The sequence below is a fragment of the Niastella sp. genome, from assembly GCF_045805085.1.
Classification (GTDB): Bacteria; Bacteroidota; Bacteroidia; order Chitinophagales; family Chitinophagaceae; genus Niastella.
This window is the reverse complement of record NZ_JBJMLX010000244.1, coordinates 1-12,070: the sequence shown is the minus strand read 5'-3', so window position 1 is coordinate 12,070 and position 12,070 is coordinate 1. Positions and strand designations below refer to the sequence as shown.

The following is a 12,070-nucleotide window of genomic DNA, read 5'->3' as shown; positions in this document are numbered from 1 at the left end:
TTTGCAGGCATTTAATATTTCTTCCTATGTCAGATGAATTAAATATTATTACGGAATCAGCCCAGGAGAACATGGACAGAGCCATTAGTCACCTGGAAACAGAATTAGTAAAAGTTCGTGCCGGTAAAGCCAATCCAAACCTGGTTGACGGCATTGTAGTGGATTATTATGGAACGCCTACACTAATTAGCCAGGTTGGAAATGTTTCGGTAGCCGATGCGCGCACCTTAACCATTCAGCCCTGGGAAAAAAATATGCTGCAGCCCATTGAGAGGGCCATTATTGCCGCCAACATTGGTATCAATCCCCAGAATGACGGAAATATGATCAGGTTGTTTATGCCGCCGTTAACAGAGGAAAGGCGTAGAGAACTGGTAAAAAGAGCACAGGGTGAAGGCGAGCATTCAAAAGTAGCCATCCGTAACATCCGCCGCGATGCCATGGAAGGGGTTAAAAAATTACAAAAGAACGGGTTGAGCGAAGATGCGTGCAAAGATGCTGAAAAGAACATCCAGGAAATGACCGATCGCTATATTTCGCTGGTTGATAAACACCTGGTTGCGAAAGAAAAAGAAATTATGACCGTTTAATTCCCGAAATAAGAAGCAGGAGGTAAGAAGTAAGAAACTCGCTTATTTCATATCTCCTGCTTTTTTAATTTATCTTGTATTTCTTACTTCCTGCCTCTTCCTTTCTGCTTCCTTCTGCTTCCTTCTTCTTCCATCGGGTAGTAACATATACACCTGCTAAAATAATTACCAATCCCACTATTTGCCACCCGTTAATAGTTTCCCCGGCAAGCACGCCCCACGATAAAGCAATAAACGGAATACCATAAGTGACCATAGAGGCAAACAAACCACCGGAACGTTTTATCAGGATATAAAAAAGAATAGTGGCCACGGCCGTTCCCATAATGCCTAATACTGAAGATGCACCGCTTGAAAAGAGTACGCCTGATTGAGTGAGGGGAAGGGAAAAATATCCGGTGACCCAAAGAATTATTAAACAGGGCAACAGCAACATAGCAAAGCTTACCGCCACCACAGCCAGGGAGCCAACTTCGTGTAAATGACGGCCAACCAGGTTAATATTCAACCCATATAAAACTGTTGCCACTAATGCAAAGCTGGAATAGGAGAGGTATTGCATGTTTACACTACCTTTTGCAAACAGCATCACCAGCATACCACTGATGGCGATCAGTACCCCAATTAATTTGTGCAGTTGAAATACCTGGCCAAAGAATAACAGCCCGGTAAATATGGTAAAAACCGGGGTTAGTGAATTAAGGAAACCCGCCAGGCTACTATCGATCTTTGTTTCGGCAATACAGAACAAATAAGCAGGAAAGAAACTTCCTAATACACCCGATAAAAAAACATATCCCAGCTTGTTGGGCGGAATATTTTTCCATAGGCGAACGGCTACCGGCAATAACACTACCCCCGCACTGAGGATGCGGATAGTAGCCACCTGGTAAGGAGTTAAATGTTTTATTCCCTCCTTCATCAGGATAAAAGAACTTCCCCAAATGACGCAAAGTGCCGCAAAAACAATTCCATTGATAAGGGCTCCCCTGTAGGTTGACATGCAAATATTTGTTCAAAAATCAGGTATTAACTTTGAAATGTAATAATTTGAAATAAACATATTTACATGGCTAATATAAAACTGAAGGAAATCAGTACCCGGGCGCCTAAAGATTGGGACAAGGAAGAAACAAAAGAAAAGACGGCCGGCATACTGGCAAAGCTAGATGAACTACAGAATTTGTTATATGCTGAATCGAAACATTCGGTGCTGGTGATCTTGCAGGGTATGGATGCCAGTGGTAAAGACGGGCTTGTAAGAAAGGTGTTTACCAGTATGAATCCGCAGGGCGTAAATGTTCATTCGTTTAAGGTACCCACAGCCGAAGAGCTGAGTCATGATTTTTTATGGCGCATACATGCGGCAGCTCCGCCTAAAGGCATGATCCAATTGTTTAACCGCTCGCATTACGAAGATGTACTGGTGACCAGGGTGCACAAAATGATAGACGATAAAACAGCCAAAAAGCGCATGAAAGCCATCAACGATTTTGAGCAGTTGTTGGTGGAGCATAACAATACCCATATATTAAAATTCTATCTGCATATCTCGCCGGAAGAACAGGAACAGCGCTTGCAGGAACGGATTCACAATCCCTCCAAACAATGGAAGTACAACGAAAAAGATTTTGAGGAAGCCAAATTATGGGACGAGTACATGACAGCCTATGAGGATTGTTTTGAGCATTGTAACGATGTACCCTGGACTATTGTGCCCGCCGATCAAAACTGGTATAAAGAACATATTATAGCCCATGCGCTGTTAAAAACGCTGGAGAAACTCAATATGCAATTCCCCGGATTGAAAAAAGAATAAGAGGGAATTATTGTATGTTTGAAGCTAATGGTTTAAAATTTTAATATATTAGGTATAAATATCATTAACAACTAAAACTATATTTTATGGGAATGATGAAAGAATTCCGGGAGTTTGCCCTGAAAGGCAACGTAGTTGACCTGGCAATTGGTGTTATCATTGGCGCGGCATTTAGCAGTATTGTTAGTTCGTTGGTTGATGATGTTATTACCCCGCTGTTATTAAAACCTGCTTTAGAGGCGGCTAATCTGCAAGACTTAGATAAGTTCGTAGTATTCGGAACCGTTAAGATCGGTAAATTTTTATCGGCTGTACTTAAGTTCCTGATTGTTGCTTTCATCTTGTTCCTCATTGTAAAAGCTATTAACCGGTTCAAGAAAAAAGAAGAGGCGGCAACCGCAGTTACACCCGAGGATATAATTTTATTGCGCGAAATAAGAGATGCATTAAAGAAATAACCAATGCGGTTTTATATTTGCAAGGCATTTTGATAATCGTCAAAATGCCTTTTTTTAATCTATTAATTATTAATATGAAGAAGCTGGCACTGGCCGTAGCTGTTCTATGCATAACAGTTACCACTACTGCACAAGACAAAACTGTTCAGGAGTTAAGAGGTGAATCGGGAAAAACCATTAAGAAAGATGAAAGTGATACTACGGTTAAAACCTGGAAAACAGGTGGCATGTTCAACGTAACGCTGGGCCAAACATCGCTTACCAACTGGGCGGCCGGTGGCGACCAGTTCTCTTTCAACAGCAATGGATTATTTAACGCATATGCATTTTATAAAAAGGGTATCCATTCCTGGGATAATTCAATCGACCTGGAACTGGGTTATATAAATTCCACTTCGCTGGGTACGCGTAAAACCAACGACCGCATTGATGCCACCTCCAAGTACGGATGCCAGATCTTTGACCACGTGTCTTTAAGCGGACTGTTCAACTTTCGTACACAGTTCACTAATGGGTATAATTATCCCAATGACACTACTAAAGTAAAAACTTCCACCTTTCTTGCCCCGGCCTATGTGATCCTTTCGATAGGTTTGGACTGGAAACCTACCCCGAATTTTTCGCTCTTCGTTTCTCCTATTACTTCCCGTTGGGTAATTGTGAAAGACGATACCCTGTCGTCGAAAGGCGCTTATGGCGTAGATACCGGCAAAACCGTACGTAATGAAATTGGTGCTTATTTAACAGCCAACTATAATAAGGAAGTGATAAAAGGCCTGACTTATAAAGCCAAACTCGATCTGTTCTCCAACTACAAACACAATCCCCGGAACATCGACCTTTTTATGACCAACCTGCTTACCATGGCGGTGTACAAAGGATTTGGCTTTACTATTGGCTGCGATCTGATTTATGATGATGATGTAAAGATCTTTGGGAAAAACAAGGACGGGGCCCGCATGCAGGTGCGGCAGTATATAGGAATAGCCTACCAGCGAAAGTTCTAAATGATTGATTTTGAAGAGTGAAAAGCATGGCAAAAGCGTGCTTTTCACAAGTTATGTACAAAATGAGGCCGGGGTAGCCTGTAATTTTCTGCAATTGTTTTTTTGGCGTACGTTTGTTGGCTCCCGCCAATGTAGGGATGGGTTAAAAAAATTAGTAAGTGAGTCAAGCACCGTCATATCAAATTAAATTGCCTCAGTTTGAGGGTCCGTTCGACCTGTTACTGTTCTTTATTGAGCGGGATGAATTGGATATTTACAATATTCCTATCAGCAACATTATAAAGGATTTTCTTACATATATTCATGGCCAGGAGCAATTGAACATTGAGCTGTCGAGCGAGTTCATTTTATTCGTTTCCACCCTGATGCGCATTAAGGCCAGGATGTTGCTTCCACGTAAAGAACTGGATGCGCAGGGTAATGAAATAGATCCCCGCCAGGAACTGGTTGACAAGATCCTTGAATACAAACGCTTTAAGGAGGCGTCGGCGAAAATGGCCGAAATGGAAGCTATCCGCATGCTGATGGTGCGCCGCGGTAATTTGGCCAGGGAAATTGCGACCATTGGTGAGGAAAGCGGAGAGGGAACTGAAATTCAAACCATTACACTTTTCAAGTTGATGAAAACATTTGAAAAGGTAATGAAGCGGGTTGACCAGCGGAATGTAAAACCGGTGCATACCGTGGTGAAGTATCAATATACCATGGAAGAAAGCCGCGTATATGCGCTGGAAAAAGTGAAGAAAGAGAAGGTAATGCCGTTTGATAAGATCTTCGATATTTGCCAGGACCGGATACACGCCATCTTTATCTTCCTGTCGATGCTTGAGCTGATACAGATGAAATATATGACCATCATGGTTGGTGAAGGGCGTAATAACTTCATTATAGAGTTGAACGAAAACTGGGAACAGGACATAGATCCGGAACAACCCCCTATTAACCCTGGCGAAGATCCCGACAGACAACCGGAATCTGTATTATAAATTCTTACAGCCTCCCGATACATCGGGGGGCTGTTTAGTTTTTATCATAGATGTATAACAAGATCGGTTGTGGCGACTGGTCAATTATTTTTCCCAGCTTTTGTAAAAAAGCAGTTGATACCATGGGGCAGCCATCGCTTTGGCAAATAGGCAACGGATCAACCTCGTCATTGGGAACAGCCGTATAAGAATGCAGCACTACAAATCGTTTAAAAGCATTGCTATTGGTAGCATCCAGCCCATATAATTTATAAGCCCTTCCAAACCTGCCCGTGTATGGATAGCCGATCTTGTATCTTCCCAGTGATGTACAGCCGCAACCCACTTCATTCCCATACTGGCGGCCGTTAAGCCAGTCTTTGTTACAACGGCCATGCGCCACCAGTCCGGCATCAACAACCACATTCTTTGTAAGGTCAAACACAAAGAATCGGTTCTTCCCCGAGCCTACGCTCATATCAACCAGAAAACAGGTGCTGGTATTATATCCATTTTCTTTGGCATAGGCCAGCAAAGAACTGGCGTGCCCGTTTAACCGGGTGAGTATTTCCTTGTTTGAAATAGCTGCTACAGTATATGACGAATTGCCGGGCTTGAGCTTGGTGTAATACCAGGCCGCAGCAGTTAATAAAAAAACAAGAAACAGTGCCAGGGATAGAAACAGGATTCGTTTCATGTTGCAGGGTTATGGAGGAGTAAAGACGATGCAACTGCTTTATTCCATATAAGCCTGATGCCAATAAATTGTTAAAGGGAAAAAAGAACCGGCTACCAAAAGCTGGCGCCGGTTCTGTAGTATGTTTTATCAATTGGCGTTCTAACCTAATAATTGACTTACGGTAACCTTACCCTTCATCATTTCGCGCACGGCAGCGGCAATACCCGGTGCATCGTAACCACATTCGTGATACAATTCTTTGGGAGTGCCATGTTCAACAATGGCATCAGGGATACCTAATATTTTCACTTCGGCTTTATAGTTATGTTTTGCCATGAACTCCAGCACAGCGCTGCCAAAACCACCGGTAACAGTACCGTCTTCTACAGTAAGCACCTTGTCGTACCTGCTGAATACTTCGTGCAACAGCGCTTCGTCGAGCGGCTTAACAAACCGCATATCATAATGCGCGGGGTTCAGTCCATCCATTTTTAATTCGCGGATGGCGGTGGTGGCAAAGTTGCCGGGATGGCCAATGGAAAGAATGGCGATATCCTGACCATCTTTAAGCTTTCTGCCCTTGCCAATAGGAATTTCTTCAAAAGGCGTTCTCCATTCGGGCATTACACCCTGGCCGCGCGGATATCGGATCACGAAAGGCCACTGCATAGTATCCAGTTGAGCGGTATACATGAGGTTGCGCAATTCGCTTTCGTTCATGGGAGCGCTGATAACCAGGTTAGGAATACAACGCATAAAAGCTATATCGTAAGCGCCGTGGTGGGTAGAGCCATCTTCACCAACCAGTCCGGCCCGGTCGAGCACCATTACAACCGGCAGTTTTTGAATGGCTACATCATGTACTACCTGGTCGTAGGCACGTTGCATGAAAGATGAGTAGATATTACAGAACACCCGCATGCCCTGGGTGGCCATACCGGCGCTGAGAGTAACTGCGTGTTGTTCGCAAATGCCCACGTCAAAAGCACGGTCGGGCATTTTATCCATCATGAACTTGAGCGAAGAACCCGAAGGCATGGCAGGTGTTACGCCAAAGATCTTGTCGTTCTTTTCGGCCAGTTCAATGATGGTATGTCCAAATACATCCTGGTATTTGGGCGGTTGTGGGGTTTCGTATTTCTTTTTGTAGATCTCGCCGGTGATCTTGTCGAACAAACCGGGTGCATGCCAAAGCGTTTGTTCTTTTTCGGCCAGGGCATAACCCTTTCCTTTCACCGTAAGTACGTGTAACAATTTGGGGCCGGGGATCTTTTTCAGGTCCTGCAGGGTATCAACCAGCTTGGTGATGTTGTTGCCATCGATAGGACCAAAATACCGCAGATTCAACGCTTCAAACAGATTACTGCTTTTGCTGATAAAGCCTTTGATGCTATGCTCCAGCTTGCTGGCCATTTCGCGGGTAAAATTCTTACCAACGGGTAATTTACCCAACGCCTTCCAGATATCATCTTTCAGGCGGTTATACGTATGAGAAGTAGTGATATCGGTTAGATATTCCTTGAGCGCGCCCACGTTGGGGTCGATGCTCATACAGTTATCGTTCAGAATAATGAGTACGTCAGAATCGGCTACGCCCGCATGGTTCATCCCTTCAAACGCCAAACCGGCGGTAAGGGCGCCATCACCAATCACAGCAACGGATTTGCGGTTCTCACCCTTGTATTTGGCAGCCATGGCCATGCCAAGCGCGGCGGAAATAGAAGTGGATGAATGGCCTACGCCAAATGTATCGTATTCACTTTCGTTGCGTTTGGGAAAGCCGCTGAGACCGTGGTATTTACGGTTGGTATGAAATTCATCGCGGCGGCCGGTGAGGATCTTATGGCCGTATGCCTGGTGCCCTACATCCCAAACCAGTTGGTCGTAAGGTGTATTGTAAATGTAATGTAACGCTACGGTAAGCTCTACCACACCCAGACTGGCGGCAAAATGCCCACCATGTACACTTACTACATCGATAATGTACTGCCGCAATTCATCACTAACCTGATGTAACTGTTCTCTGGTCAACTGCTTAAGATCGGCTGGGGAATTGATGGTAGTCAACAATGGGCCGGGTGTAATGTCCATTTTAGCAACTAGATTTAGTAACAAAATTGATTCACAAAAATACAGCTTTAAAGCATGAGCCCTAATAATGTCAATATTTTAACAGAACAAAAAAGCAGGCCAGGGTACAATAACTTACCACTTGTAAATTACAAGCCTGATTCCCTGACAATTTCGCTACTTTGTAGTGCCGGTAACCTATTTATACGGCCATATATCCCAAATACAAATACAAAGTGGGCTAATTGCCTAGCTTTGTTGAAGTTCCAACAAGTATGATGAAGAAGAGAATTCCATATTACTGGCTTTGCCAAATTGGTGGCTGGAGTGCGTTTATTTTAGTGTATATTTTTTTCTATCTGACCCTTCGTACAGGGATCCAGCCTTCTTTTTATAAGATGCTGGTTTCTGAGGCGCTGGTTGGGTTTATTATTACCCATGTAATGCGGGTGGTAATTTTAGAGTCCAGGCTCGTTGACCGTCCGGTGAATGAGCAGGTTATGTATATAATTTTGATTTCCATTATGTTCACCCTGATCTATGGGTCCACAACGGCCCAGGTGGAGGAATGGATGGGAATTGAATCGGAAAAGCAGCGCCAGCTTTCTTTTCTGAACAAGGTGATCCGGATCTCGCTGGGGTATTTTTTCATAATCATTGTGTGGAACCTGATCTATTTTGCCTATCACTATGTGGTAAGAACGCGACAGGCGCAGTTGGATAAGATCAGGCTGGAATCGCTGGTAAAAGAACTGGAGCTGAAAACCATAAAATCGCACATCAACCCGCATTTCATTTTTAATGCGTTGAATAGCATACGGGCGTTGATCGATGAAAATCCCAACCGGGCCCGCAATGCCATTACCGAACTCAGTAATATCTTACGCAGTAGTATGCAGGCCGAAAAGGTAGAAACGGTTCCTTTTGAAAGGGAGCTGGGCATTGTGAAAGATTACCTGGCACTGGAATACATCCGCTTTGAAGACAGGTTGAAGATAGAATACCAGATAGATGAAGATACCCTTGACCAACCGGTGCCGCCGATGATGTTGCAAACGCTGGTAGAAAACGCGATAAAACACGGTATTGGAAAACAAATACATGGCGGTGTGGTTAGGGTGATCTCCGATTTTAAAGAGAACTGCCATGAAATGGTGGTACTGAATACGGGTCACCTGAATGGACATGTGAAGGAAGGCGATGGCTTTGGCTTGTTCAGCACCAAAAACCGGTTGCAATTATTGTTTGGTGAAAAGGCTAACTTTGAAATAAAGCAAGTGGGATCTGACATGGTGGAAGCCCGCATACTGATCCCTGTTGAAATAAAATAAAACCAGTTATGATAAAAGCCATCATTATCGACGACGAACGGCTGGCCAGAAGTGAACTGCGGAAACTGCTTATGGACTTTCCCGAAATTGAAGTAGTGGCAGAGGCAAGCAACGCCGGTGAAGGAGTTGAAAAAATAGAGAACATAAATCCAGATCTCATTTTTTTGGATATACAAATGCCTGGTAAAACCGGTTTCGATATGTTGTCGGAACTGGATAAAGCGCCCCTTGTAATTTTTACCACGGCTTATGATGAATATGCGTTGAAAGCATTTGAAGTAAACGCGCTCGATTACCTGTTGAAGCCGGTAGAACCCAAACGACTGGCCGATGCCATTCAAAAATTGCACTTGCAGGAAGAGCGCGAGCAGGGCCCCATGGTACCTGTAAATTTTAACCGTAGCATTTTAAGTGAGAATGACCAGGTGTTTGTAAAAGATGGCGAGCGTTGCTGGTTTGTAAAGCTGTCGGATATCCGGTTGTTTGAAAGTGTGGGCAACTATGCCAAAGTATACTTCGGGCCCAATAAGCCGTTGATCTTAAAATCACTGAATGCTTTGGAAGAAAGGTTGGATGAAAAAACATTCTTCAGAGCTAACCGTAAACATATTGTGAACCTGCGGCTGATTGATAAAATTGAGCCGTACTTCAACGGCGGGTTATTGCTGGAATTGAAAGGCGGGGAAAAGATAGAAGTGAGCCGTCGCCAAACGGTGAAGTTCAAAGAGATGATGAGTTTATAATAGAAGAAATTTGTTAAAAAACATAATTCATGGTTAAGCGCTGTTCGTACTTTATCCTATTGTTGCTGGTAAAGCAAACTGCATTTTCACAATCAATCAATAAGATCATTAACGCCAAAGAAGTTGAGCGTATTGAAAAAACGCTGTCTGCCGATGACATGCGTGGCCGCAGGGCGTTTTCTCCCGAAATAGACAAAGCTGCTGACTTTATTGCCGCTGAATTTAAAAAGGCGGGTTTAGAACCCGGTAATGGCAGCTCCTTCTTACAGGAATTTGCCATGTTCCATAATAAGCCTGTTTCTGTTAGTGGTACCATGAATGGCAAAACACTCGATGAAAAGAGTGTAGCCGTGCTTTCTGCCAAAGAAGCGTTATCGGTTAACCAGTCATCAGGATTTAAACAGATAGTTGTTAAAGCGCACGATACGCTGCCAACTATATTGATGAAGTTACGGCGCGAAGGCGGCAATTACCTGTTGATGGTTGATACGGTACATCGCGCATTGTTTGAAAGAATAAAAAGAGGTTCGCTGTTCACTCCCAAGGGCGATATCGTAATGGTATTGTTGCCCGAAGAAGCAGGCGAATATTCCATCCAGTATAAACAAACCGTTGACAGCAGACCGCTGAAAAATGTGATTGGGGTACTGCCAGGTAAGTCTAAGAAAGAAGAGTATGTGATCTTCTCAGGTCACTACGACCACCTGGGAGTAGGTAAAGCCAATGCAGCAGGCGATAGCATCTTCAATGGCGCCAATGACGATGCAGCGGGCACTACTGCCGTGATTATGCTGGCCAATTATTTTGCCAAACAGAGGAAGAATGAACGCACACTTGTATTTGTAGCTTTTACGGCTGAAGAAAGCGGTGGGTTTGGCTCTCAATATTTCTCCCAGAATTTCAATCCCGACCAGGTAATGGCGATGTTTAATATTGAAATGATTGGTACCGATAGTAAATGGGGCACCAACTCAGCCTTTATTACCGGTTACGAAAAAACCGATATGGGCAAGATATTGGAGAAGAATCTGGAAGGAACCGATTTTAAATTCTATCCTGATCCATATCCCGATCAGCAATTATTTTACAGAAGTGATAATGCCACGCTGGCGAGGTTAGGTGTTCCGGCTCATACCATTTCTACTTCAAAAATGGATAGCGAGAAATTTTATCATACGCAGGAAGATGAAATTGAAACGCTCGATATGAATAATATGGCGGCCATTATCAGGGCCATAGCTATTAGTTCTACTTCTATTGTTGCGGGGAAAGATTCACCTACAAGAGTTGCTGCTGAAAGTCTGAGAAGATAAATAAATTACTGCGCCTTCGCGAAGCTTCAGCGAAGCAAGGCCGGGTGCGCCAATTACAGGGCACCCGGTAGCTTATAACTAGAATTTCTTTATCACATCATCCATTACTTCCACAATCTCTTTATTGCATAAGTTACCGATGCTGCCTTCATGCACGTGGTGGAGTTGTTTTTTATAATCGAAGTTGAATTCGCCTTTCTCAATTTGATTACCTACTTCTTTATACGCTTCACGGAAAGGAATGCCTTTGTTCACCAGTTCATTCACTGCTTCCACACTAAACAGGTATTTGTATTTCTCATCATCCAGGATATTGCTTTTAACCGACAGGTTCTCCAGCATTAACCGGGTCATTTGTAAACAGGCTTTTAGTTCTTCAATAGCCGGGAATAATATTTCCTTGGTCAATTGCAGATCGCGATGATAACCAGAAGGCAGGTTGGCCAGTAATAAAGCCAGTTCGTTAGGCACAGCCTGCAGGCGGTTGCATTTAGCCCTTATCAGTTCAAACACATCAGGGTTCTTTTTATGCGGCATAATGCTACTGCCGGTTGTTAATTCCGTTGGGAAGGAAATAAAGCCAAAGTTCTGGCTGATATACAAACAGCAATCCATGGCCAGGCGGCCAATGGAACCGGCCACACCAGCAACGGCCGTGGCAATAACTTTTTCGGTTCTGCCCCGGCTCATTTGTGCGTATACCGAGTTCCAGTTTAAGGTTTTGAACCCTAATAATTCGGTAGTGCGTCTTCTGTTCAATGGAAAAGAAGAACCGTATCCGGCGCCACTGCCTAATGGGTTCTTATTGGCTACCTGGTAAGCAGCCACCAGTAGTTCCATATCATCAGTTAAACTTTCTGCATAAGCGCCCAACCACAATCCAAAGGAAGAAGGCATGGCGATTTGCAAATGCGTGTAACCGGGTAGCAATACATTCTTGTGTTTTTCACTCAGCGAATGAAGCATGCTAAAAAGCGAAGAAACATTCCTGGAAACAGTTTGAAGCTCTTCCTTTATAAAAAGTTTCAGGGCCGTAAGCACCTGGTCGTTCCTTGACCTCGCTGTATGGATTTTTTTCCCGGTGTCGCCCAGTTT

The 12,070-nt window shown here is 43.8% G+C and carries 12 protein-coding genes; 8 read left to right on the top strand and 4 right to left on the bottom strand.

Annotation, left to right across the window (positions count from 1 at the left end; all coding sequences use genetic code 11):
• Positions 1 to 26 precede the first annotated feature (26 nt).
• Positions 27 to 590: a ribosome recycling factor gene (gene frr / locus ACJ751_RS12605; protein WP_407745851.1), complete on the top strand. Its 564-nt coding sequence runs from the start codon at positions 27 to 29 to the stop codon at positions 588 to 590.
• A gap of 64 nt (positions 591 to 654) precedes the next feature.
• Here frr and ACJ751_RS12600 read toward each other — a convergent pair whose 3' ends face one another.
• Entirely contained in the window at positions 655 to 1,593 is a 939-nt protein-coding gene (locus ACJ751_RS12600; RefSeq protein ID WP_407745850.1) for a DMT family transporter, read from the bottom strand.
• A gap of 66 nt (positions 1,594 to 1,659) precedes the next feature.
• On the opposite strand from ACJ751_RS12600, the gene ACJ751_RS12595 reads away from it, so the two are divergent.
• From ACJ751_RS12595 to ACJ751_RS12580, 4 genes are all read left to right on the top strand, one after another.
• Entirely contained in the window at positions 1,660 to 2,409 is a 750-nt protein-coding gene (locus ACJ751_RS12595; RefSeq protein WP_407745849.1) for a PPK2 family polyphosphate kinase, read from the top strand.
• An 86-nt stretch (positions 2,410 to 2,495) separates the two neighbouring features.
• Positions 2,496 to 2,867 carry a large conductance mechanosensitive channel protein MscL gene (gene mscL, locus ACJ751_RS12590; RefSeq protein ID WP_407745848.1) on the top strand — a complete coding sequence of 124 codons (372 nt, stop codon included), beginning with the start codon at positions 2,496 to 2,498 and terminating at the stop codon, positions 2,865 to 2,867.
• 74 nt (positions 2,868 to 2,941) lie between these two features.
• Positions 2,942 to 3,874: a DUF3078 domain-containing protein gene (locus ACJ751_RS12585; RefSeq protein ID WP_407745847.1), complete on the top strand. Its 933-nt coding sequence runs from the start codon at positions 2,942 to 2,944 to the stop codon at positions 3,872 to 3,874.
• 188 nt (positions 3,875 to 4,062) lie between these two features.
• Positions 4,063 to 4,860, top strand: coding sequence for a segregation and condensation protein A (locus tag ACJ751_RS12580; RefSeq protein WP_407745846.1), 798 nt, complete (start codon positions 4,063 to 4,065; stop codon positions 4,858 to 4,860).
• 34 nt (positions 4,861 to 4,894) lie between these two features.
• Here the strand turns inward: ACJ751_RS12580 and ACJ751_RS12575 are convergent, their stop codons facing one another.
• Both ACJ751_RS12575 and dxs read right to left on the bottom strand, forming a co-directional pair.
• Complete coding sequence (locus ACJ751_RS12575; protein WP_407745845.1) at positions 4,895 to 5,536, bottom strand: murein L,D-transpeptidase catalytic domain-containing protein; 642 nt, start codon at positions 5,534 to 5,536, stop codon at positions 4,895 to 4,897.
• 141 nt (positions 5,537 to 5,677) lie between these two features.
• Complete coding sequence (gene dxs / locus ACJ751_RS12570) at positions 5,678 to 7,609, bottom strand: 1-deoxy-D-xylulose-5-phosphate synthase (protein ID WP_407745844.1); 1,932 nt, start codon at positions 7,607 to 7,609, stop codon at positions 5,678 to 5,680.
• Between the two features lie 257 nt (positions 7,610 to 7,866).
• Between dxs and ACJ751_RS12565 the strand changes: the two genes are divergently transcribed.
• The 3 genes from ACJ751_RS12565 to ACJ751_RS12555 are packed head-to-tail and all read left to right on the top strand — an operon-like array spanning position 7,867 to position 10,975.
• Positions 7,867 to 8,919, top strand: coding sequence for a sensor histidine kinase (locus ACJ751_RS12565; protein WP_407745843.1), 1,053 nt, complete (start codon positions 7,867 to 7,869; stop codon positions 8,917 to 8,919).
• 8 nt (positions 8,920 to 8,927) lie between these two features.
• On the top strand, positions 8,928 to 9,662 hold the full coding sequence (locus tag ACJ751_RS12560) for a LytTR family DNA-binding domain-containing protein (RefSeq protein ID WP_014221839.1): 735 nt from the start codon (positions 8,928 to 8,930) through the stop codon (positions 9,660 to 9,662).
• Between the two features lie 29 nt (positions 9,663 to 9,691).
• Positions 9,692 to 10,975 carry a M20/M25/M40 family metallo-hydrolase gene (locus ACJ751_RS12555; RefSeq protein WP_407745842.1) on the top strand — a complete coding sequence of 428 codons (1,284 nt, stop codon included), beginning with the start codon at positions 9,692 to 9,694 and terminating at the stop codon, positions 10,973 to 10,975.
• Positions 10,976 to 11,053: 78 nt separating this feature from the next.
• Here the strand turns inward: ACJ751_RS12555 and argH are convergent.
• Positions 11,054 to 12,070 (bottom strand): argininosuccinate lyase (gene argH / locus ACJ751_RS12550; RefSeq protein ID WP_407745841.1); only part of this gene is annotated, 1,017 nt, incomplete at its 5' end.

Bases quoted from the DNA above. Each gene is read 5' to 3' on its own strand.
- frr (WP_407745851.1), top strand. From the start codon at position 27: ATGTCAGATGAATTAAATATTATTACGGAATCAGCCCAGGAGAACATG.
- ACJ751_RS12600 (WP_407745850.1), bottom strand. From the start codon at position 1,593: ATGTCAACCTACAGGGGAGCCCTTATCAATGGAATTGTTTTTGCGGCA.
- ACJ751_RS12595 (WP_407745849.1), top strand. From the start codon at position 1,660: ATGGCTAATATAAAACTGAAGGAAATCAGTACCCGGGCGCCTAAAGAT.
- mscL (WP_407745848.1), top strand. From the start codon at position 2,496: ATGGGAATGATGAAAGAATTCCGGGAGTTTGCCCTGAAAGGCAACGTA.
- ACJ751_RS12585 (WP_407745847.1), top strand. From the start codon at position 2,942: ATGAAGAAGCTGGCACTGGCCGTAGCTGTTCTATGCATAACAGTTACC.
- ACJ751_RS12575 (WP_407745845.1), bottom strand. From the start codon at position 5,536: ATGAAACGAATCCTGTTTCTATCCCTGGCACTGTTTCTTGTTTTTTTA.
- dxs (WP_407745844.1), bottom strand. From the start codon at position 7,609: ATGGACATTACACCCGGCCCATTGTTGACTACCATCAATTCCCCAGCC.
- ACJ751_RS12565 (WP_407745843.1), top strand. From the start codon at position 7,867: ATGAAGAAGAGAATTCCATATTACTGGCTTTGCCAAATTGGTGGCTGG.
- ACJ751_RS12560 (WP_014221839.1), top strand. From the start codon at position 8,928: ATGATAAAAGCCATCATTATCGACGACGAACGGCTGGCCAGAAGTGAA.
- ACJ751_RS12555 (WP_407745842.1), top strand. From the start codon at position 9,692: ATGGTTAAGCGCTGTTCGTACTTTATCCTATTGTTGCTGGTAAAGCAA.